The following is a 21,226-nucleotide window of genomic DNA, read 5'->3' as shown; positions in this document are numbered from 1 at the left end:
GTGCCCGACACATTTCGCCGAACGGGCGGTGAGTGACCGCCCGGCCCGGCATGGTGGGCCGGGGGAGTGCGACCGGGCATTTCGGGTAGTCGCGCGGTGTGATCGGTGAGTGAAGGCGGACCGAATGGAACCAGTTCCGGTGGACGAGGGAGGCACGGTGCCGGGCGCACCGCGGCGGGCGACGTACGCCCTGGACGGTGACGGCGCGTGGATAGCGAAGGCCCGGCAGTTGGCCGCCGCGTTCCTGACGCGGTCCCGGACGGAGGACGGGCTGCCCGTCTCGGCGCGCGCGGTGGAGGTCACCCAGCTCGTGGTCAGCGAACTGGTCACCAACGCCCGCAAGTACGCCCCCGGCCCCGTCCGGCTGGACCTGTGCATCACCGATGACGCCCTCGAGGTGATGGTCCGGGACGGCAGCGGAGTGCTGCCCGTGGCCAGGGTCGCGAACCCGGACCGGGTGGGACAGCACGGCCTGGAGATCGTGATGGCCGTCGCCCGCGAACTGGAGGTGCAGCCGGAGCCGACCGGCAAGTGCATCACGGCCCGCATCGCCCTCGGGGAGACGACCGGCCGCTGACGGCCGGCCGCCCCCACGAGGGTGCTGCTCCTCTCAGGCGCCGACGTACGACGCGAGGTGCTCGCCGGTCAGGGTGGAGCGGGCGGCGACGAGGTCGGCGGGGGTGCCCTCGAAGACGATCCGGCCACCGTCGTGCCCGGCGCCCGGCCCGAGGTCGATGATCCAGTCGGCGTGCGCCATGACCGCCTGGTGGTGCTCGACGACCACGACCGACTTGCCGGAGTCGACGAGCCGGTCCAGCAGGCCGAGCAACTGCTCGACATCGGCGAGGTGCAGGCCGGTGGTCGGCTCGTCGAGGAGGTAGACGCCGCCCTTCTCCGCCATGTGGGTGGCCAGCTTGAGCCGCTGCCGCTCGCCGCCGGAGAGCGTGGTCAGCGGCTGGCCGAGGGTGAGGTAGCCGAGCCCCACGTCGGCGAGCCGGCCGAGGATCCGGTGCGCCGCCGGTGTGCGCGCCTCACCGGCGCCGAAGAACTCCCCGGCCCGCGCCACCGACATCGCGAGCACCTCGCTGATGTCGCGGCCACCGAGGCGGTACTCCAGCACCGACGCCTGGAACCGCTTGCCCTCGCAGTCCTCGCAGGTGCTGGCGACCCCGGCCATCATCGCCAGGTCGGTGAAGACGACACCGGCGCCGTTGCAGGTGGGGCAGGCGCCCTCCGAGTTGGCGCTGAACAGCGCCGGCTTGACGCCGTTGGCCTTCGCGAACGCCTTGCGGATCGGGTCGAGCAGCCCCGTGTACGTCGCCGGGTTGCTCCGCCGCGAGCCGCGGATCGGGCTCTGGTCGACCGAGACCACGCCCTCGCCGTCCTCCCCCTTCAGCCGGCGCAGCGACCCCTGCACGAGCGAACTCTTGCCGGAGCCGGCGACGCCGGTCACGACGGTGAGCACCCCGAGCGGGACGTCGACGTCGACGCCGCGCAGGTTGTGCGTCGTCGCACCGCGGATCTCCAGCGCTCCGGTGGGTTTGCGCACCGACTCCTTGAGGACGGCCCGGTCGTCCAGATGACGGCCGGTGACGGTGTCGCTGCCCCGCAGCCCCTCGACGGTCCCCTCGAAGCAGACGGTGCCGCCCGCCGTGCCGGCGCCGGGGCCGAGGTCGACGACATGGTCGGCGATCGCGATCGTCTCCGGCTTGTGCTCCACGACCAGCACCGTGTTGCCCTTGTCCCGCAGCCGCAGCAGCAGGTCGTTCATCCGCTGGATGTCATGGGGGTGCAGGCCGGTGGTGGGTTCGTCGAAGACGTAGGTGATGTCGGTGAGCGGGGAACCGAGGTGGCGGACCATCTTCACGCGCTGCGCCTCGCCGCCCGACAGCGTGCCCGAGGGCCGTTCCAGCGAGAGGTAGCCCAGCCCGATCTCCACGAACGAGTCGAGGCTGTCGCCGAGGGCGGCGAGCAGCGGCGCCACCGAGGGCTCGGACAGGCCGCGGACCCACTCGGCCAGGTCCCGGATCTCCATCGCGCAGGCGTCCGCGATGGAGACGCCCTTGATCTTCGACGACCTGGCCCCCTCGCTGAGCCGGGTGCCGTCGCACCCGGGGCAGGTGGTGAAGGCCACGGCCCGCTCCACGAACGCCCGGATGTGCGGCTGCATCGACTCCTTGTCCTTCGACAGGAACGACTTCTGGATCTTGGGGATCAGCCCCTCGTAGGTGAGGTTGACCCCCTTGACCTTCACCTTGACCGGCTCCCGGTACAGGAAGTCCTGCCTCTCCTGCTCGGTGAACTCCCGGATCGGCTTGTCCGGGTCGAGGAAGCCCGACGCGGCGTACACCCCGACGGTCCAGAAGCTGTCCGACTTCCAGCCCGGGATGGTGAACGCGCCCTCGGCCAGCGACTTGGAGTCGTCGTAGAGCTGGGTGAGGTCGATGTCGGAGACGGTGCCCCGGCCCTCGCAGCGCGTACACATGCCGCCGGTGCGCTGGAAGGTCGCCTTCACCGCCTTCCTGTCGCCGCGCTCGACGGTGATCGCCCCGCTCGCCCGGACCGAGGCGGTGTTGAAGGAGTACGCGCCGGGCGGGCCGATGTGCGGTGTGCCGAGCCGGCTGAAGAGGATGCGCAGCATCGCGTTGACGTCGGTGGCGGTGCCGACCGTGGAACGGGGGTCCGACCCCATCCGCTGCTGGTCGACGATGATCGCGGTGGTCAGACCCTCGAGGACGTCGACCTCGGGCCGGGACAGGGTCGGCATGAACCCCTGCACGAAGGCGCTGTAGGTCTCGTTGATCAGCCGCTGCGACTCCGCGGCGACCGTGTCGAACACCAGCGAGCTCTTGCCCGAGCCGGAGACGCCGGTGAACACGGTCAGCCGGCGCTTGGGGATCTCGACGCTGACATCCTTGAGGTTGTTCACGCGCGCGCCGTGCACGCGGATCAGTTCGTGGCTGTCGGCACCGTGCGGCGCGGCCGTCCGAGCCTTCGTCCTCATGGCCATGCTGATGGTGTCTTCCTCTCGTGGGTGATTCCCGGACCGGGTGGGATCGCCGGGCCGGGTCCGGGAGGTGACCGCGGTGGCCGCGGTCACCGGGCGGCTCAACGCAGCTGCTGGATGCGGATCAGGTTGCCCGAAGGGTCGCGGAAGGCACAGTCGCGGACGCCGTACGGCTGCTCGGTCGGTTCCTGGACCACCTCGGCGCTGTCGGCCGACTGCAGCCGCGCGAAGGTGGCGTCCAGGTCGTCGGTGGCCAGCAGGAGACCGGCGTACGTGCCCTTGGCCATCATCTCGGCGATGGTGCGGCGCTCGTCGTCGGTGACACCGGGGTCGGCGGCCGGCGGGGTCAGGACGACGGAGGTGTCGGGCCGGCCGGCGGGGCCGACCGTGATCCACCGCATCCCGCCGTGGCCGACGTCGCCCCGGACCTCGAAGCCGAGGGCGTCGCGGTAGAAGGCCAGGGAGGCCTCCGGGTCGTCGTGCGGGAGGAAACTCGCGTGAATGGTGATGTCCATGGCCGTCACGCTAGAGGGGGGCCGGGCGCGGGCGCTTCTCGATTTCTGACCGGTCTGGTCACCTGCTTCGCCACGCACGGCGGCAGCCCCGCCGTCTTGCTCGCCGCGCGGCGCCGGTAGGTGCTGGGCGGCATGCCGACGAGCTCGGTGAAGCGCGTGCTGAACGTGCCCAGCGACGAGCAGCCGACCGCGAAACAGACCTCGGTGACGCTGAGGTCCCCGCGGCGCAGCAACGTCATCGCACGCTCGATGCGCCGCGTCATCAGATAGCTGTACGGCGACTCGCCGTACGCCGCCCGGAACTCCCGGCTCAGATGCCCGGCCGACATGTGCGCACCACGGGCGAGCGCCTCGACGTCCAGCGGCTGCGCGTACTCCCGGTCGATCCGGTCGCGGACCCGGCGCAGCCGCGCGAGGTCGCGCAGGCGCTGCGCCGGGGCCGGTGAGTCGGTCATATGCGAAATCGTACCCACACTCGCCGTCCGACCTGGGCGGAATCCTCCGGCCCGGACGGCCGTGGGCGGAACAACGGGGATCCCCTCATGGTTGAGACCGCTGTACGTACGGCTGCGACGGTGCGGGACCATGAAGGCCGCGAAGGCGGGGCGGAACCGTCCGTCCAGGACGCGGGAGAAGGGCGAGAACAGATGACGAGGACCGAGAAGACCGTGGAGACGGCGCTGCTGGCGGGCGGCTGTTTCTGGGGCATGGAGGAGCTGATCCGCACGTTCCCGGGCGTCCTCGGTACCCGGGTGGGCTACAGCGGCGGTGACGTCCCCAACGCCACGTACCGCAACCACGGCACCCACGCCGAGTCGATCGAGATCACCTACGACCCCGCGGTCACGGACTACCGCACGATCCTGGAGTACTTCTTCCAGATCCACGACCCGAGCACGAAGAACCGGCAGGGCAACGACATCGGGCTGAGCTACCGCTCCGCGATCTTCTACCTCGACGACGAGCAGAAGCGCGTCGCCGAGGAGACGATCGCCGACGTCGACGCGTCGGGTCTGTGGCCGGGCCCGGTGGTGACCGAGGTCGCGCCGGCCGGACCGTTCTGGGAGGCCGAGCCCGAGCACCAGGACTATCTGCAGCGGTACCCGGACGGCTACACCTGCCACTTCGTCCGCCCCGGCTGGCGTCTGCCGAAGCGCACGGAGTCCTGAGCTTCTGGGTACCTGGGCCCCGGGAACGCCTGAGGCCGCACCACAGGGGGCGCGCACGCGAGGCGGCGCGCCCCCTGTGGTGTCCGCCTGTGCCGTCCGTCAGCCGAACTGGCCGGGCTGGTAGTCGCCGGCGGGCTGCTGGACGATGACGTTGATGCGGTTGTAGGTGTTGATGACGGCGATGAGGGAGACGAGGGCGACCAACTGGTCCTCGTCGTAGTACTTGGTGGCGTCGGTCCAGGCCTCGTCGGTGACCCCGACGGCGGCGTCGGCGATGCGGGTGCCCTGCTCGGCCAGTTCGAGGGCGGCGCGCTCGGCGTCGGTGAAGACGGTGGCCTCGCGCCAGGCGGCGACGAGGTGGAGGCGCTGGGCGGTCTCTCCGGCGTGGGTGGCGTCCTTGGTGTGCATGTCGGTGCAGAAGCCGCAGCCGTTGATCTGGCTGGCGCGGATCTTGACCAGTTCCTGCGTGGCGTGCGGCAGACCCGAGTCGGAGACGGCCTTGCTCGCCGAGTTGATGTGCTTCAGCACCTTGGTCGCGAGCGCGTTGCCGAAGAGGTTGATACGGGCGTCCATGGTGATCTCCTGGTTCGCACGGAGGGTGACACCCTTCTGACGAGACGGCCCGCCGAGATGTGACAGGTTCCCGGGATGTGATGTACGTCTCCCGGCCGGAGGCGGCCTGCGGGGTGCGGCGGGACGGGCCGCGGCGGGTCGCGGAGGCGTCGTCCACGGGACGGCGGACGGGAGATAGCCTGACGGCATGCAGGACCACCCCTCCGCACCCGCCGAGAGCGGCACCGCCCTGCCGCGCGTTCAGGGCCGCGGCCAGGACTGACGCCCCGGCCCGGTACGGGGACAATGAGGGGACGGAAAGGCCGGACGGGGAGCGGAGCGTCGGTGAGCGAGCGTCAGGAACGCGACTGGACGGACATGACGCCAGGAGATTTCGACCGTGACGTTCCGCTGCACCTGAACGTGGGCACCGGGCCCGTCGTGGTGCCGGCCGAGCCGGACGAGTACGGCACGGTGCCCCTGTTCGGCGAGGAGGCACCGCCCCGGCGCCCCGTCCCGCGCCGCCTCCCGCGCGACGGTGCGCCCGCCGAGCAGGAGCACCTGTTCTGACCCGGGTTCAGGTGGACGCTTCCGGCGCGGCGCGGCGCGGCGCGGCACAGCACGGCACGGCGATCGGCGCGTGGACGGGCGGCGGGACGGCCCTCGAGGCGGCAGGCGTACCCACCGGCGCCCCCGGGACCGCCGTCGCCGGCTCCGGTTCCGCCGCACTCGAGCAGGTCGGGGAACTGCTGGGCTCGCACCGGGTCCGGGAGCGTTTCGGCACCAGGTCTGACGCCTCCCCTTCCCGGGACCCCGGCGGCCGGGACCTGCCCACGCGGCGGGGTCCCGGCCACCGTCGTCGTCAGCCGAAGGCCCTGACCGCCTGGTAGTAGGTCCACGCGGTGCTGTTGCACGTGGTCTTCGTGGCGCCGCCGTAGCCGGCGCAGACCCGCTTGAGGTCTTCGTAGAAGGCGCTGTCGAGGCGTGCCTTGTTGGCGTCGAAGGAACCGGCCGCCTTGTAGTTGCGGTAACCGAAGTCGTGGCGCGCGCAGGAGGTGGCGAAGGGGAAGCCGAAGGGGTTGTCGGGGGAGGTGGAGCAGTAGTCGGTGCTCCAGTTGAACTGGTAGGCGGACCAGGCGGCCTGGTTGGACCGCGCCGCGACCCACTGGTTGTAGCTCGAGGCGCTGGTCTGGGTCCAGTTCGAGAGGACCTGGGCCTTGTCGGCGGGAGCGGCGTCGGCGGCCGTGGCGGTGCCCAGCACGCTGACGGCGGCGAGGGCCGAGGCGGCCAGTGCGGTGGCGAGTCTACGGTGCATCCCGAACCTCCATGAGGCTGCTACCCGGCCATCGGATCGCAGGTTCATGACAATGAAGATGCCCGTACCGCCGGCGCTTTCACACCCCGTCCGGCTTGACGGGCCGTCAGCATCCGGCTCCACCGGGCATCGTGAGCACACATCGCGAGTGAACGGCACACCCGGAACCGGCTCCGCCGGCCGGGGGAGCGGGCTCCGGGGCCGGGCGGCGCTCTGTCCGTCTGTGTCAACTGGCCCTGTATGAAGGCGTGTTGATGTGCGAGACTCGGTGATCGTCAGCAGCCCTGATCCATCGTGGGACGGAGTCCTCCATGCCGGCCGGCAGGTCCAATCCTCTGCAGATCGACACCAGCAAGGCCCATCCCGCGCGGGTCTACGACTGGCTGCTCGGCGGCAAGGACAACTACCCGGTGGACGAGGCCGTCGGCGAGAAGCTGCCGTCCGAGGCGCGGGACGGCGCCCGGCAGAACCGTCAGTTCATGCACCGGGCGGCGGCCTGGCTCGCCGGGCAGGGCGTCGACCAGTTCCTCGACATCGGCACGGGCATCCCCACCGAGCCCAACCTCCACCAGATCGTGCAGTCCGTCGTCCCGGCCGCGAGGATCGTGTACACCGACAACGACCCCATCGTCCTGCGGCACGCGGAGACCCTGCTGATCAGCGGTCCCGGGGGCGTCACCGACTACATCCAGGCCGATGTGCGCAGTCCGGGAAAGATCATCGAACACGCCCGGACCGTCCTCGACTTCGGGCGTCCGGTCGCGCTGTCCCTGATCGCCCTCCTGCACTTCATCCCCGACGAGCAGGAACCCCTCGCCATCGTCGGGGAGTTGCTCTCCGCGCTCCCGCCGGGCAGCTACCTCGTGCTGTCGCACGCCGCGTCCGACCGGTACGCGGAACTGGCCGCGCAGGTCACCGCCGAGTACGCCAGAGCCGGCATCCGCCTCGGCTTCCGCACCCGCGACGAGGTCGCCCGCTTCTTCGACGGCCTGGACATGGTGGAGCCGGGCCTGGTGACCGCACCGGAATGGTTCCGGACGGCCCCGGCCCCCGTACCCGAGGACAGCGGCATCTACGCGGGCGTGGCGCGGCTCCGCTGACGCCCCGGCCGCCGTCGCGCCCGTCATGCCAGCGGCACCGTCACCTCGCCCGCCCCCCGGGCCTGGGCCCCGCCCGCGACCCGCACCGTGAACGGCCGCTCGGTCCCCGAGGCGGTGACCCGCAGGACGTCGCCGTCGCGCAGCACCCGGAAGGCCGCGGCCCGCGCGCCGGTGGTGTCGGGCAGGGTGATCTCGGCCGCGTAGTCGGACGAGGCCGTCGGGTGGACGAGGAGGACCGGCGCCTCCAGCCAGTCGCCGTCCGGCCGCGAGTCGTCGCCGGCCAGGGGCAGGACGGCGCCCTCCCGGACGTACAGCGGGAGGCTGTCGTAGCCGTGCCGCTCGGTGCGCCAGCCCGGACCGGTGACCCTCTCGCCGCTCAGCAGGTGGGTCCAGGCGCCCTCCGGCAGGTAGACCTCGACCTCGCCGTCCGGGCCGAACACGGGCGCCACCAGGAGGTCGGGGCCCAGCATGTACTGACGGTCGAGCGGACGGCACGTCGGGTCGCCGGGGAACTCCAGCACCATCGGCCGCATCATCGGCACACCGGTGGCGTGCGTCTCGACGGCCGCGCCGTACAGGTACGGCATCAGGCGGTGCTTGAGCAGGGTGAACCGCCGGGCGACGCCGACCGCCTCGTCGCCGAACTCCCACGGCACCCGGTACGACGAGGAGCCGTGCAGCCGGCTGTGCGAGGAGAGCAGGCCGAAGGCGAGCCAGCGCTTGAACACGTCGGGGTCGGGCGTGCCCTCGAAGCCGCCGATGTCGTGGCTCCAGAAGCCGAACCCGCTCAGCGACAGCGACAGACCGCCCCGCAGGGATTCGGCCATGGCCTCGAAGGACGACCAGCAGTCGCCGCCCCAGTGCACGGGGTACTGCTGCCCGCCGGCCGTCGCTGACCGGGCGAACAGCACGGCCTCGCCCTGCCCGCGCTCCTTCTCGAGGAGCTCGAACACCGTGCGGTTGTACAGCTGTGTGTAGTAGTTGTGCATCCGCTCGGGGTCCGAGCCGTCCTGCCAGACCACGTCGGTGGGGATGCGCTCGCCGAAGTCCGTCTTGAAGCAGTCCACGCCCTGGTCGAGCAGGGCCTTGAGCTTCGACTGGAACCAGGCGCGGGCCTCGGGGCCGGTGAAGTCGACCAGGCCCATGCCGGCCTGCCACAGGTCCCACTGCCACACGTCGCCGTCGGGCCTGCGCACCAGGTGTCCAAGGGCGGCGGCCTCGTCGAAGAGCGGGGACTTCTGGGCGATGTAGGGGTTGATCCAGGCGCTGATGCGCAGGCCCTTCTCCTTGAGCCGGGCCAGCATGCCGTCCGGGTCGGGGAAGACGCCGGGGTCCCACTGGAAGTCGCACCACTGGTACTCGCGCATCCAGAAGCAGTCGAAGTGGAAGACGGACAGCGGGATGCCGCGCTCAGTCATGCCGTCCACGAACGACGTGACGGTCGCCTCGTCGTAGGACGTGGTGAACGAGGTGCTGAGCCACAGGCCGAACGACCAGGCCGGGGGCAGGGCGGGGCGGCCGGTGAGGGCCGTGTAGCGGCCGAGTACGTCCTTCGGGGTGGGACCGGCGACGACGTAGTACTCCAGCGACTGGTCCTCGACGCTGAACTGCACCTGCCCCACGGACTCCGAGCCGATCTCGTAGGAGACCGCCCCGGGGTGGTTGACGAAGACGCCGTAGCCGCGGGAGGAGACGTAGAACGGGATGTTCTTGTAGGACTGCTCGCTGCTCGTGCCGCCGTCGGCCTGCCAGACGTCGACGGTCTGGCCGTTCTTGACGAACGGGGTGAAGCGCTCGCCGAGGCCGTAGATCTGCTCCCCGACACCGAGCGCCAGCCGGGTCAGCATGTGGTGGGCTCCGTCGCCGGTGGTGGCGAAGGCGGTGCCCTTGGCGTCCGCGCGGGTCAGCTCGCGTCCGTCCGCGTCGTGGAAGCCGAGCGTGAAGGGGCCGGACCCGTCGAGGCGGAGGGTCAGCGGGCCGCTGGTCAGCTCGGTGACCGGGCCGTCCGTGCGCACCGTCCCGGCGCCGTTCGGATCGCCGGTGAGGGCGAAGTCGGGGCCGGGGTGCCGCTTGCCCGCGTGGTGGGTGACACGGACACCGATGACGCCCTCGGCGGGGGAGAAGCACTCGACCGTGACGAGGGGAGCGTTGAGGGTGTCGCCCCGACGTGTCACTCTCCTGACGGCGGCATAGCCGGTGAAGCGCTTCGATTCGGTGCGCACATCGCGCAACTCGGTGGCGTACGAGATCTGGACGCCCTCGCGGATGCGCCAGAAGCCGTCGGTGAACTTCATGATCTTCCTCGGAGGGAGAGGGGGCGGTGGCGAGAAGAGAGCCGGATCTGACCAGGAACTATGACAGGTCAGGGAGTTCCTGTCACGCCCTGGGGTGAGGAGATCCCCCCGCCGGGGGCTAGCGCGACCGGCTCTCGTCGGCGTATTAGTAATCAGGTCGAACAAATTGCGTCCGGCCTGTGGTGCGGGGTCGTGCGCGAGCCGTGTGTGCCAGCAAGATCGACTGTTCGTCGAAGCGCTTCACCATCCCCGATGAGCCGCCGGCCCGGTGAAAAGCCGGGCCGATCCCACCCAAGGGCCCCACCGTGACAGCACACCCCCCGGTTGCCGCCCTGCGCGGGCGCCGACGCCCGCGCAGGGCCGTCACGTCGTTCGCCGCCGTCTCCGTCCTGGTCTCCGGGGCGGCCCTGACCGGCTGCGCGCAGGAACGCGACAGCGACGTGTACACCGTGATGAACTCCTCGACCGACGAGTCCTACCACCGCTGGGACGCCGAGGCGATGGCCCGCTGCGGCACGCGGCTGGGCGTCCGCATCGACCAGCAGAGCGTCCCGGCGGCACAGGTGATGACGAAGGCGTTACGCATGGCCTCGTCGAAGTCGCTGCCGGACATCGTGCAGTTCGACGCCTCCGAGATGCCGACCTTCGCGGAGGCCGGCGGACTCGTCGACCTGCGCGCCCTCGGCCTCGCCACCGACGACATCCCCCAGGGCATCGTCGACTTCGGGTCCTACCGGGGCACGTACTACGGTGCGGCCCGCTCGGTGAACACCCTCGCCCTCTTCTACGACAAGGACGCCCTGGAGCAGGCCGGCCTGGAGGTCCCCGCCACCTGGGACGAACTGCGTGACACGGCGAAGAAGCTGACCGAGGGCAAGCGGTACGGCCTGGCCCTCAGCGCGGGCGGCGCCGAGGACGGCGTCTTCCAGTTCACGCCGTTCATGTGGTCCAACGGCGGCGACGAGACCGAGCTGGACGGCCCGCGGGTCGTCCAGGCACTCGACTACTGGAAGGCGCTGCTCCAGGACGGGTCGCTGTCCAGGTCCACCGTCAACTGGACCCAGGCCGACGTCAACGACCAGTTCATGGCCGGCAACGCCGCCATGATGATCAACGGCCCGTGGCAGGTCGAGACCCTCAACACCGACACGTCCCTGCACTGGGGCATCGCGCAGATCCCCGTGCCGCAGGCCGGTGACGCGTCGGTGGGCCCGCTCGGCGGCGCCGTGCTCACCGTGCCCCGCACCGGGGACACCGACCGGGAGCAGACGGCCGGCCGCATCGTCGCCTGCCTCGCCGGCGAGAAGGAACAGCTCACCTACGCCCTGAACAGCTGGATGGTCCCGGCCAACGAGAAGGCCGCCACCGTGTGGCGGGAACGCGTGCCCGAACTCGACGCACTGGCCGACCAGGTCGCCGAGGCCCGCTCCCGCACGGCCCAGCTCGGCGCCGGCTGGCCCGCCGTGTCCCTCGCGCTGCAGAGCGCCTTCCAGTCCGCCCTGACCGGCCGGTCCAGCGAGGCCGCCCTGAAACACGCCCAGCAGCGGGCCACGAGCGGGAACCGAGGTACGCGCCCATGACCACCGCCACCGCCACCGCCGCGGCCTCGGCGAAGACGACCGGGACCACCCCCGCACCGGACCCGGACCGGCTGCGGCGCAGGCGCCGGCTCACCCAGTGGGGCTTCGTCGCCCCCGCCGTCGTCTTCATGCTGCTGTTCTTCGGCTTTCCGCTCGTCCGCAACGTCGTGATGAGCTTCCAGCACTACACACCGAGGACGTTCTTCACCGGCGAGGCGCCCTTCAACGGCACCGACAACTGGTCGGCCGTCCTCCAGGACGCCCTGTTCGGCAAGGCGCTGTGGCACACGCTCGTCTTCACCGCCGGCTCCCTGCTCGGCCAGTTCTGCATCGGGCTCGCGCTCGCCGTCTTCTTCAGCCGCAGGTTCCCCCTGGGCGGCGTGCTGCGGTCCCTGATCCTGCTGCCCTGGCTGGTGCCCATGGTGGTGTCCGGCATCGTGTGGCGCCGCATCCTCGACCAGGACACCGGCGTACTGAACACCTTCCTGGACACGCTGGGAATCGGCGGCAGCACCCCGTGGCTGACCAGCCCCGACATGGCCCTGCTCTCGGTGATCCTGGTCAACATATGGATCGGCGTCCCGTTCAACATGGTCATCCTGTACGGCGGTCTGCAGGAGATCCCCAAGGAGCTCCACGAGGCGGCATCGCTGGACGGAGCCTCGGCCTGGCGCACCTTCCGCTCCGTCACCCTGCCGACGCTGAAACCGGTGATCACGGTCGTCCTCGTCCTCGGTTTCATGTCGACGGTGAAGATCCTCGACCTGATCCTCGCCCTCACCGACGGCGGCCCCGCCGACGCCACCCAGACGCTGGGCACGCTCACCTACCAGAGCTCCTTCGTCGAGCTCGACTTCGGAGCGGGCGCCGTCGTCGGCAACGTACTCATCCTCATCTCCGCGGTCTTCGCAGTGTTCTACCTGCGGGCCAACCGCACCGACGGGAAGTGACCGACATGGCCGCTCACACACCCGCCCCCGCCGCACCGCGTGTGCGGGGGCGCCGCCTCGGCTCCACCGCTGCGGGCGTCCTCGTCCTGGGCGTGATGCTCTTCCCGCTGTACTGGATGCTGAACACGGCGCTCCAGCCCGAATCGGGGCTGCTCCAGGTCGCTCCGGTACCCGCCGGCCTGGACCTGTCCGGATTCTCCCAGGCCGTCAGCGACCAGGGCGGGCACCTGCTCACCTCGCTGGTCGTCTCCCTCGGCGCCGTCGCGATCTGCCTCGCGATCTCCGCCCCCGCCGCCTACGGGCTGGCCCGCTTCGGCCTGCGCGGCACCCGCACCATCGTGTTCGGCACCCTGATCACCCAGATGGTGCCGGGCATCGTCATCGCCAACGCCCTCTACAGCTCCTACGTCGAGCTCGGGCTGGTCAACTCCTACTTCGGCCTGATGCTCGCGGACGCCTCGCTCGGCATCCCGTTCTCCATCGTGCTGATGCGCGCCTTCATGGTGTCCGTCCCGGGCGAGGTCCTCGAGGCCGCGCAGATCGACGGCGCCGGCCCGCTGCGCACCTTCGTCCGGGTGGTGCTGCCGATGAGCCGCAACGCGCTGATCACCTCCGGCCTGTTCGCCTTCCTGTTCTCGTGGAGCGACTTCGTGTTCGCGCTCACCCTGAACACCACCGACGACGTCAAGCCGATCACCCTGGGCATCTACCAGTACATCGGCGCCCACGTCGGCGACTGGGGCTCGGTGATGGCCGCGTCCGTACTGTCCGCCGTGCCCGCGGCGATCCTGCTCGTCCTCGCCCAGAAGTACATCGCCGCCGGCATCACCGGGGGCTCCGTCAAATGACCACCGCACGCGCCGGGACGGACCTGAACGCATGGCTGACTTCCCCCGTTTCCCGCCCGGCTTCGTCTCCGGCGACAGCATCGAACCCGCCGCCCCCCACCACCGGGACCTCCCGCAGGCACTCGAGAACCGGGGCGGCGGGCGCATGCGCGACACCGTCGAGCGGTTCGCCGAGTACACGGCCGTCGTCCCCGACCACCTCGGTGACCGCGTACCGCGCTGGATCACCTTCGACGAACCGTGGTGCGGCGCCTTCCTCTGCCGATCCGTCGGCCGTCACGCCCCCGGCGCCCGTCCGTGACGTCCTCGGCATGCTCCGCCGGGAGCGGGGCGGGCGGGGTCAGCCCGCCCGCCCCGCCCCGTCGTCGTCGCCGGCCTCGGGCACCGTACGGAACTCCACGTCGACGACCCCGTCGACGTTGCGGCACAGCTCCTCGAGCTCCCCGGCCGTGGCCCGGGACGACAACTGCCCGATGAGGCTGACATGGCCGTGCGTCACATTCACCTCGACCGCCGAGGGCGCCTCACCGAGCGTACGCACCAGTACGTCCTCGACGATCTCCGTACGGATCGCCCGGTCCTCGCGCACGAAGACGCGCAGCAGGTCGCTCCTGCTCACCACACCCTTCAGCCGCCCCGCCGGATCGACCACCAGCAGTCGCTTGATCCCGTGCCGTGCCATCACCCGGGCGGCGTCCACCACGCTCCAGTCCTCGGCGGCGCACAGCGCGGGCGACGTCATCAACCCGGCGGCGTCGGTGGCCCACGCCTTCTCCGGCCGGTGCTCCACTCCCGGCCCGCCGGCGTCACCCTCCTGCCGGCCCCACATCTTGTGCAGCAGATCCGCCTCGGACACCACGCCCACCGGGCGGTCGTCGGCGTCCACGACGGGAACGGCCGTGATGTCGTACTCGAGCAGCAGGTGCGCGATCTCCTTGAACGGTGTGGCGTCCTGGATCCGGACGACCGCGTCGCTCATCACGTCGCGCACCTTCTGGTGGCTCATCGTGCTGGTTCCTCTCTGCTGCCGGCGCACGGCCGATGGAGGGACGGCCCCTGTGCGCCCGCGGCCGTCACCGACACCATTGTCGGCCGGGACGCGTGAGCGGAGAAACGGCAAAGACCCGCGTCGGCGGTACCGCCGGGGAAAGGAGCCACGATCACCGGTCCCGCCCAGCCCGTGAAGCCCCGCACCCGGGCCGTGCTCACCGCGGCCGGACCGGGCCCCGTGCACCCGGGCCCAGGCCCGGGAGCACGGGGGCGCCGGCCTCAGCGCCCGGCCGCCGGTGCGGGCGGCACCGGCGTCCCCTCCTCGGTCACGTACTTCGTACCGTCGTCGTACTGGGTGACGGTGAACGAGTCCAGCACCTCGCCGACCTCCTTGCCGGTGGTCGACCGGTCGTCCCACTTGGCCGCGACGACGGCCTCGTAGCGCAGTTGGTCCTTCGTGACCCGGATCCCCCGGAACGTGGAGGTGGGCCCGGCGCGGACCACCTGTGTCGCACCGTTGCGGGTCCCCACGTTGTCGTCCTCGGGGGCGAGTTCGTAGTACTCCGGCCCCGAGACGGCCACCGTGTAGACGGGTCCAGTCGACACGCCGGGTGTGCCGGTGGCGTCCTCGTCGGCGAACCCGCGGGCGTACACGTGGTCGTGGCCCATCAGCACCAGGTCGATGCCGCTGCTTTGGAACACGGGGAGCCAGGCGTCGCGCACCGCCTTCTCGTCGCGGCCCTCGGCGCCGGAGAAGACCGGCGGTGGAAGACCGCCACCGCCCACTTGCCCGGGTTGTCCTCGACGGCCGCGTCCAGCCAGCGGCCCTGCATGTCCAGCCAGAGCCTGGCGGGATCGGGGCAGCCCTCGCTGCACGCCGGGAGGTCGTCCGGAGTCATCGACTGCCGTGCGTCACCCGTGCCGGCGTTGAGGGAGAGGAACCGCACCCCCTGGTAGTCGGTGTGGTAGGCGGTCTCGGCGAGCGCTTCGGCCATGTGCGCCTCGTACGCCGCCCGCTGCCGTTCGGCGGGAGTGTCGTCACGGGCGGGGATGGCGCGCGGACCGTTGTCCGGGTACTCGAACGTCGCCTTCCACTTCTTCCGGAAGGTGTCGCCCGCGTACTCGTGGTTGCCCGGCGCGGCGATGAGGTTGGTCGCCTGGCTGTAGCCGTCCATCGCGCCGAACCAGTCGCGCCACTCGCTGTCATCGCCCGAGGTGTTGACCAGGTCGCCGGTGTTGACGCTGCCCACGGCGTCCGGACAGCGCTCGTAGGCCTGCTTCACGACCGGCGCCCACTTCGACGACAGTTCGTTCTGCGCGTCGCCGAAGTCGCCGAAGTCGCCGAAGTCGCCGACGGCGTACTCGAGCGTCTTCGACGTCGTGGAGTCGCCCTTGCGGTTCTCGATGAAACCGGCCGCCGCGTACTGGTGGACGAGCCCGCCTTGTAGAGTTCGGTGATCCGGGTCCACGCAGTGCCCGACGCCGTCAGGGGAGCGCCATGGCCAAGGTCACCGTCACACTCGATGCCGAACTGGTCGTGGAGGTCATGGTCCTGGCCGGGGTCGGATCGCCGCAGGACGCCGTCGAACTCGTGGTGCGGGACTACATCGCCCGCGGCCACCGTACGGAGGCACGCACCGAACTCACCGACCGGAACCTGCGCGAGGTGGACATCAAGCCGCAGGAGCCGCAGGGCTGAGCCCGGGGCGTCAAGGGGTGCGGCCGCCAGTGTGCCGGGCACCGTCCTGGCCGGCATCGCACCGGTGTCCCGGAGAAGCGGAGGGGAGCGGCGGCCTGCGCCGCGGCGAGCTGCAGCGCGGCCCGCACCGCACAGTCCGCCCTGGCTGAGATCCGCATGTCCGTAGTGCCCCGCGCGCTCCGGCCGGGGTGCGGTGCGGGCCCGCGCCGGGCTGCCGGTCTGCGGCCTCAGCCGAGGGTGATGCGCGCGGCGACCGGCAGATGGTCGCTGCCGGTGGCGGGCAGGGTGCGGAGGTGACGGACGGTGGCCGAGCGGGCCATGACCTGGTCGATCCGGGCCAGGGGCAGCGAGGCGGGGAAGCTCAGGGCGAAGCCGCGTTCCGCCACGTTCATCCGCGAGGTCAGCGGGGTCAGGCCACGGTCGTCGACGGTGCTGTTGAGATCACCGAGAAGGATCACCGTCTCCAGTTCCTCGGCGGCGACCGCCCTGCCCAGCAGACGGGCGCTCTCGTCCCGGTGGGCGGAGGCGAGGCCGCTCGCCCCGATCCGGATCGAGGGCAGGTGGGCGACGTACGCCGCGACGTCCCCGTGCGGTGTGCGGACCACGGCCCTCAGCCCGCGGCTCCAGGGCTCGGGGATCCCCGGGGGTCTGATGTCCAGCAGCCGGACGTCGGTGAGCGGATGCCTCGACCAGAGGCCGACGGTCCCCCGCACCGCGTGGTACGGATAGCGCCGGGCGAGCGTCCTCTCGTAGAGCGGCAGCGCCGCCGGCACCAGCTCCTCCAGCGCGATGAGGTCGGGCCCGGCGTCGGCCAGGACGCGGGCCGTGGCCGCCGGGTCGGCGTTCTCGTCGCTGACGTTGTGCTGCACCACCACCAGTTCCCGCGGACCGACGGGCGGTCCGGGCAGGAGCAGCCCGCCGAACAGATACGTCCAGGCCGCCACCGGCAGCAGCAGGGCCACCAGTGCGACGGCCGAACGCCGCAGCAGCGCCGGGACGAACAGCACCAGGACCACCAGACCCAGCCAGGGCAGGAACGACTCCAGCAGGCTGCCCACCCAGCCGACGGCGTTGGGCACGGCCCGGTGGAACACCAGCAGTCCCGCCGTCAGCACCGCTGCCGCCGCGACCGCCCGCCCGCGCGTCCGGGCGGAGGACCGACCGCGACCGTCCTCCTGGGTTTCCCCCTGCGCCTTCCCCGGCGCGTCCCGGCGCCCAGCGCGTCGCCCGCCCCCGCCCGGGACCCACCGCCCCGCCCACCGGGAGGTCGCCACCCGCACCCCCGGCATCACACCGCCGCCTGCCCGTTCCCCCACAGCTCCCCGTCCGCACGACCGACCTTGCTCTCCCAGGACGCGCCACCGCGCGAAGCGGTTGCAGGCCGGCCGGAAGTCCTCGAGCAGCCGGGCCGCCCTCCGGTGCCCCGGCCCCCCCGCGACCCCGGGCCCGCCGGGCGTCCGGACGCACCACAAGGCCCCCGGAAGCCGACGTGTTCCGGGGGCCGGTGACGCTGTGCAGGGCGCGGTCAGCGGGACGTGCGCATATGGTGCACCTCGCTGGCGACCGCCGCCATCAGTTCGGGGTCCAGGACCGACGCGTCGGCGAGCCGGGTCGAGGCGGTCAGGGAGTTCAGCAGCGTCTTGGTGACCCGCACGGCGGGCAGCGAGCGCCGCAGGAGCGGTCTGGCCCACTCGTCGACCGCGGTGTCGAGGGCCTCCTCGGGCACGACCCGTTGCAGGACCGACAGACCGAGTGCCTCCTGGGCGGGGAGGGGGCGTCCGGTGAGGATGATCTCACGCACGGACGCGGCTCCGACCTCGCTGATCAGCCGCGGCAGCAGGCCGCCCCACGCGGTGGGCAGACCGAGGGCGAGCTCGGGCAGCCGGAAGCTCGCGGTGTCGGCACCCACCCGCAGATCGCAGGCGAGGGCGAGGGCGAAGCCGGCCCCGATGGCCCTGCCCTGGACACGGGCGATGGTGACGGCGGAGTGGGAGGTCAACGCGTCGCACACCCGCCGGGCCTTGACCCCGGAGACCCGGATGCCGTTGCCGGCGGCGTCGTGCGCGAGGTGTCCGGCGAACTCCTCGCGGTCCCCGCCGAGGCAGAAGTCCTGCCCGGCGCCGGACATCACCAGGACGCGCACCGAGGGATCCTGGTCGTCCAGCACGGTGAGCAGGTCGTCCAGCATGGCCTCGCTGACCACGTTGCCCTGCTCGGGAAGGTTCAACTCGATGGTGAGGACAGGACCCTGCCGGTGCGTGCGCAGGGTCTTCAGTATCCGGTCGTCGGGGTCGTCGGACAGGAACGGGGCGTTCATATCGTCACTTTCAGGGAGGTGATGCGGCGGAAGACGACACGGGTGGTGTCGTACGTGGGAGGTGCGGTGGGCCGCAACGTGGGGAAACGTTCCAGTAGTCGGACGAGGAGTTCACGCGCCTCGAGCCGTGCGAGGGCGGCTCCGAGGCAGTAGTGCGCGCCGCCCCCGAAGGTGAGGTGCCCGCCGTTGCGCAGGATGTCGAAGGCGCCGGGGTCCGGGTTGCGGCGCGGGTCGTGGGCGGCGGATCCGTACAGGACGTGGACGGTGGTGTCCTTCGCGACGGGCACGCCCGCGAGGATGGTGTCGTCGGCGGCGATGCGGGAGTTGACGAACACGGGCGGGTCGTAGCGCAGCGTCTCCTCGATCGCGTCGTCGATGTGGTCGGGGTTTTGCCGCAGCCAGTCGGCACGCGACGGGTCCTGGGTCAGCAGCCAGACGGCGTTGGTCATCAGGACGGCGCTGGTCTCCAGGGAGGCGATGGTGATGAACATCGCCAGGTCGTAGATCACCTGGTCCGCCGCGGCCCGGTCGTCCGGGTACCGGGCGTCCCAGTAGTGGATCCAGCCGGTGAGGGCATCGTCGCCGGGGTGGGCGCGCCGGTGCCGGATGAGCTCGGTGAAGTAGGCCCGCATCTCCAGGGTGGCCTGGGCCGATATCGCGAGTTCGCTCTTGGTGGGCAGCAGCTCCTGCGCGTAGACCTGCCGGTGGGTGAAGTCCAGGATGTGCGCGTAGTCGTCCGGGTCGAGGCCGAGCCACTGGCCGACGGTGCGGACGGGCAGCTGCTCACCGACGACGGTGTGGAAGTCCGCCTCGCCGTCGGCGCTGATCCGGTCCGCGAGTTCGTCGAGGAGACCGGAGGCGAGATCTGCGATCCGGGGGCGCAGCCGCTCGATCGAGGAGCGGTCGAAGGGATTGCCCAGGGCTCGCCGCTGGCAGGTGTGGGCGGGGGCGTTGAGACGGGGCAGGGTTCTGGTCATCTCGCGGGTGGCGGGAGCCTCCCAGCGTCCCTGGTCGGGCTGGCGTTCCTGCCAGGCGAAGTCGGGAACGAGCCAGTTCCTGCCGCGCAGGACCTGGCTGCACGCCTCGAATCCGGTGACGAAGTAACCGCCCCAGGGGGCGCGTACGACGTCCCCCATGGAACGCAGTTCCTCCCAGACGGGAAGCGGGTCGGTCTGTCCTTCACTCGAACGCAGTCGACGGAGGAGGGAGATGACGGTTCGGCGGTCCGTGTTACTGGTGCCGGGAATGGCGCTGGTGTCACGTATTTCGCCAACGGCGGTCACGCGAAGCTCCTTTGGCTGGGCGCTGCCGGTACCGCCGGAACCTACCCTTCCACCCTCCTCCGTCATGCGCCACAGAGTGTTGCTCCTGTCACATGCCGTACATCAGACGCGGAAGACGTCGAGGAAGCTGCTCCAGAAGCCCTTCCTCCGGCCCGGCTCCCGCCGCGCCGGGGCGGTCTGGGCCACGGGCAGCGGCTGCTCCGCACCCGCCGACGCGGCCCGGTGCTGCAGGGCCGCCGCCATCCGCGTGGCCGGCGACGGGCTGAAGGTCGCCGGCAGCGTCACCAGTGCGCGGTGGAACGGCCCCGGCCGCCACTGCAGTTCCTCCTGCGGTACGGCCAGCGTCAGGTCGGGCAGCGCGTTGAGCAGCCGCTCGATCGCGGTGATCGCGATGACCTGCGCCGGGTCCTTGGCGGGGCAGGCGTGCGGGCCGGCCCCCCACGCCAGGTGGGCGCCCCTGCTGCGGGTGCGGCGGGCCTCGGCGAGTGCGGGGTCGCTGTTGGCGCCCGCGAAGGAGATGACGACCGGGGTGCCCGCCTCCACCACATGGCCGCCGAGGTCGACGTCCTGGACCGGGTAGTGGGTCGCGTAGTTGGCGATGGGGGTCTCGTTCCACAGCACGTGATCGAGTGCCTCCTCGATCAGCATGCCGCTCTGCCGGCCGCCCGCGCCGGACAGCAACAGCAGCAGGGCGTTGCCGATGAGGTTGCGTTCGGGTTCCACCCCGGCGCCCATCAGCATCACCAGCTGGTCCTTGAGCTCCTCGTCGGTCAGTCCGGCCGGGTGCTGGATCAGCCAGGAGGTGACGTCGTCGCCGGGCTGGCGCCGCTTGAGGGCGATCAGCTCCATGAGGCAGGCGGTGAGGTCCTCGTTGGCGCGCAGGGCATCCTTGCCGTCGAAGATCGCCGACATCGCGGTGGTGAGGGTGTCACCGATGTCCGCGGGGCAGCCGAAGAGCTTGTTGAACAGCAGCAGCGGCAGCAGCTTGGCGTAGTCGTTGAGCAGGTCGGCGCGGCCCCGCTCGCTGAACTGGTCGAGGAGGTAGTCGGCGATCGGCTCGACGTCACGGCGGATCCGGGTGATGTTGAGCCGGGCCAGGCTGTCGGTGACCGCCTTGCGCAGCCGCAGGTGCACCGCGCCGTCGGTGAACAGGCAGTTGGGCCGGTACGCCATCATCGGCAGCACCGGGTTGTCCATCCCGATGCGCCCCTCGTTCAGGGCCTTCCACCGGCGGGCGTCGCGGGCGAAGAGCTCGGTGTTCTGCAGGACGCGCAGCGCCATCTCGTGCCCGACGACCAGCGTGGCGTCCGCGCCCGGGGCGAGCTCGACCGGACCGGCCGGGGCGTGGGCGCGCAGCCGGTCGTAGAGCGCCTGCGGGTCAGCGGCGAACGAGTCGTCGTGCATGGGGCATCTGCTGTCCGTGGGTGCAGATGTCGGCTGAAGATCCATCGGACCTCTTTCGAGGTAACCACCGGCTTCAGCCGGTGGGGGAATCGAATCCCGGGTGTACGTTTCAGGTGTCCCGCAAGGGATCGGTCCGGACCGGACCGCGACTCTTGGGCCGGAAGCCCCCCTCCTTCAGGAGGGGGAGCGGAGTCACGAAGTCC

22 protein-coding genes and 1 pseudogene are annotated in these 21,226 nt (G+C 71.2%); 10 read left to right on the top strand and 13 right to left on the bottom strand.

What is annotated here, in order from left to right; genetic code table 11:
- Positions 1–124 precede the first annotated feature (124 nt).
- Positions 125–577 (top strand): ATP-binding protein, encoded by a 453-nt coding sequence (locus tag PYS65_RS00965; RefSeq protein WP_279331755.1) that lies wholly within the window; start codon positions 125–127, stop codon positions 575–577.
- Positions 578–610: 33 nt separating this feature from the next.
- Here the strand turns inward: PYS65_RS00965 and PYS65_RS00960 are convergent, their stop codons facing one another.
- From PYS65_RS00960 to PYS65_RS00950, 3 genes are all read right to left on the bottom strand, one after another.
- Entirely contained in the window at positions 611–3,010 is a 2,400-nt protein-coding gene (locus tag PYS65_RS00960; protein WP_388706794.1) for an ATP-binding cassette domain-containing protein, read from the bottom strand.
- A 98-nt stretch (positions 3,011–3,108) separates the two neighbouring features.
- Entirely contained in the window at positions 3,109–3,522 is a 414-nt protein-coding gene (locus PYS65_RS00955; RefSeq protein ID WP_279331753.1) for a VOC family protein, read from the bottom strand.
- A gap of 5 nt (positions 3,523–3,527) precedes the next feature.
- Complete coding sequence (locus PYS65_RS00950) at positions 3,528–3,977, bottom strand: helix-turn-helix transcriptional regulator (RefSeq protein WP_279331751.1); 450 nt, start codon at positions 3,975–3,977, stop codon at positions 3,528–3,530.
- A 192-nt stretch (positions 3,978–4,169) separates the two neighbouring features.
- Between PYS65_RS00950 and msrA the strand changes: the two genes are divergently transcribed.
- Positions 4,170–4,691: a peptide-methionine (S)-S-oxide reductase MsrA gene (gene msrA, locus PYS65_RS00945; protein WP_279331750.1), complete on the top strand. Its 522-nt coding sequence runs from the start codon at positions 4,170–4,172 to the stop codon at positions 4,689–4,691.
- A 99-nt stretch (positions 4,692–4,790) separates the two neighbouring features.
- Here msrA and PYS65_RS00940 read toward each other — a convergent pair whose 3' ends face one another.
- Complete coding sequence (locus tag PYS65_RS00940) at positions 4,791–5,264, bottom strand: carboxymuconolactone decarboxylase family protein (RefSeq protein WP_279331749.1); 474 nt, start codon at positions 5,262–5,264, stop codon at positions 4,791–4,793.
- A 324-nt stretch (positions 5,265–5,588) separates the two neighbouring features.
- Here PYS65_RS00940 and PYS65_RS00935 point away from each other — a divergent pair, with 324 nt between their 5' ends.
- Positions 5,589–5,813, top strand: a complete 225-nt coding sequence (locus PYS65_RS00935; protein WP_279331748.1) for a hypothetical protein — start codon at positions 5,589–5,591, stop codon at positions 5,811–5,813.
- An 11-nt stretch (positions 5,814–5,824) separates the two neighbouring features.
- On the top strand, positions 5,825–6,133 hold the full coding sequence (locus tag PYS65_RS00930) for a hypothetical protein (protein ID WP_279331747.1): 309 nt from the start codon (positions 5,825–5,827) through the stop codon (positions 6,131–6,133).
- On the opposite strand, the gene PYS65_RS00925 is transcribed toward PYS65_RS00930, so the two are convergent.
- Entirely contained in the window at positions 6,106–6,558 is a 453-nt protein-coding gene (locus tag PYS65_RS00925) for a phospholipase (RefSeq protein ID WP_279331746.1), read from the bottom strand. The two genes, PYS65_RS00930 and PYS65_RS00925, sit on opposite strands and share 28 nt — an antisense overlap.
- Positions 6,559–6,869: 311 nt before the next feature.
- Between PYS65_RS00925 and PYS65_RS00920 the strand changes: the two genes are divergently transcribed.
- Entirely contained in the window at positions 6,870–7,658 is a 789-nt protein-coding gene (locus tag PYS65_RS00920) for an SAM-dependent methyltransferase (protein ID WP_279331745.1), read from the top strand.
- Between the two features lie 23 nt (positions 7,659–7,681).
- Here the strand turns inward: PYS65_RS00920 and yicI are convergent, their stop codons facing one another.
- Positions 7,682–9,952, bottom strand: coding sequence for an alpha-xylosidase (gene yicI, locus PYS65_RS00915; protein WP_279331743.1), 2,271 nt, complete (start codon positions 9,950–9,952; stop codon positions 7,682–7,684).
- A 305-nt stretch (positions 9,953–10,257) separates the two neighbouring features.
- Here yicI and PYS65_RS00910 point away from each other — a divergent pair, with 305 nt between their 5' ends.
- The 4 genes and pseudogenes from PYS65_RS00910 to PYS65_RS00895 all read left to right on the top strand — a co-directional run.
- Positions 10,258–11,532: an ABC transporter substrate-binding protein gene (locus PYS65_RS00910; RefSeq protein WP_423836059.1), complete on the top strand. Its 1,275-nt coding sequence runs from the start codon at positions 10,258–10,260 to the stop codon at positions 11,530–11,532.
- Positions 11,529–12,482: a carbohydrate ABC transporter permease gene (locus PYS65_RS00905; RefSeq protein WP_279331742.1), complete on the top strand. Its 954-nt coding sequence runs from the start codon at positions 11,529–11,531 to the stop codon at positions 12,480–12,482. The genes PYS65_RS00910 and PYS65_RS00905 overlap by 4 nt, the downstream gene beginning before the upstream one ends.
- 5 nt (positions 12,483–12,487) lie before the next feature.
- Positions 12,488–13,330 carry a carbohydrate ABC transporter permease gene (locus PYS65_RS00900; protein ID WP_279331741.1) on the top strand — a complete coding sequence of 281 codons (843 nt, stop codon included), beginning with the start codon at positions 12,488–12,490 and terminating at the stop codon, positions 13,328–13,330.
- A 79-nt stretch (positions 13,331–13,409) separates the two neighbouring features.
- A pseudogene (locus PYS65_RS00895) lies at positions 13,410–13,625 on the top strand (family 1 glycosylhydrolase); the annotation flags it as partial.
- 45 nt (positions 13,626–13,670) lie between these two features.
- Here PYS65_RS00895 and PYS65_RS00890 read toward each other — a convergent pair.
- The 3 genes from PYS65_RS00890 to PYS65_RS00880 form a co-directional block, all read right to left on the bottom strand.
- Positions 13,671–14,336 carry a CBS domain-containing protein gene (locus tag PYS65_RS00890; RefSeq protein ID WP_279331740.1) on the bottom strand — a complete coding sequence of 222 codons (666 nt, stop codon included), beginning with the start codon at positions 14,334–14,336 and terminating at the stop codon, positions 13,671–13,673.
- Between the two features lie 263 nt (positions 14,337–14,599).
- Entirely contained in the window at positions 14,600–15,022 is a 423-nt protein-coding gene (locus PYS65_RS00885) for a hypothetical protein (RefSeq protein ID WP_279331739.1), read from the bottom strand.
- Positions 14,989–15,789: a metallophosphoesterase family protein gene (locus PYS65_RS00880; RefSeq protein ID WP_279331738.1), complete on the bottom strand. Its 801-nt coding sequence runs from the start codon at positions 15,787–15,789 to the stop codon at positions 14,989–14,991. The genes PYS65_RS00885 and PYS65_RS00880 overlap by 34 nt, the downstream gene beginning before the upstream one ends.
- A gap of 29 nt (positions 15,790–15,818) precedes the next feature.
- Here PYS65_RS00880 and PYS65_RS00875 point away from each other — a divergent pair, with 29 nt between their 5' ends.
- On the top strand, positions 15,819–16,019 hold the full coding sequence (locus PYS65_RS00875; RefSeq protein ID WP_279331737.1) for a type II toxin-antitoxin system VapB family antitoxin: 201 nt from the start codon (positions 15,819–15,821) through the stop codon (positions 16,017–16,019).
- A 227-nt stretch (positions 16,020–16,246) separates the two neighbouring features.
- On the opposite strand, the gene PYS65_RS00870 is transcribed toward PYS65_RS00875, so the two are convergent.
- The 4 genes from PYS65_RS00870 to PYS65_RS00855 form a co-directional block, all read right to left on the bottom strand.
- Positions 16,247–17,308, bottom strand: a complete 1,062-nt coding sequence (locus PYS65_RS00870) for an endonuclease/exonuclease/phosphatase family protein (protein ID WP_423836147.1) — start codon at positions 17,306–17,308, stop codon at positions 16,247–16,249.
- A gap of 236 nt (positions 17,309–17,544) precedes the next feature.
- The gene (locus tag PYS65_RS00865) at positions 17,545–18,336 is read right to left on the bottom strand and encodes an enoyl-CoA hydratase/isomerase family protein (protein ID WP_279331735.1); all 792 of its coding nucleotides are present in this window, start codon (positions 18,334–18,336) and stop codon (positions 17,545–17,547) included.
- Entirely contained in the window at positions 18,333–19,619 is a 1,287-nt protein-coding gene (locus tag PYS65_RS00860) for a cytochrome P450 (RefSeq protein WP_279331734.1), read from the bottom strand. The genes PYS65_RS00865 and PYS65_RS00860 overlap by 4 nt, the downstream gene beginning before the upstream one ends.
- A gap of 102 nt (positions 19,620–19,721) precedes the next feature.
- A complete protein-coding gene (locus PYS65_RS00855) occupies positions 19,722–21,023 on the bottom strand; it encodes a cytochrome P450 family protein (RefSeq protein ID WP_279331733.1) in 1,302 nt (433 codons plus the stop codon).
- Between the last annotated feature and the right edge of the window lie 203 nt (positions 21,024–21,226).

Origin of the sequence: Streptomyces cathayae (assembly GCF_029760955.1) — a bacterium.
GTDB lineage: Bacteria > Actinomycetota > Actinomycetes > Streptomycetales > Streptomycetaceae > Streptomyces > Streptomyces cathayae.
The sequence above is the reverse complement of the archived record's forward strand: the minus strand, read 5'-3'. Positions and strand labels throughout refer to the sequence as shown.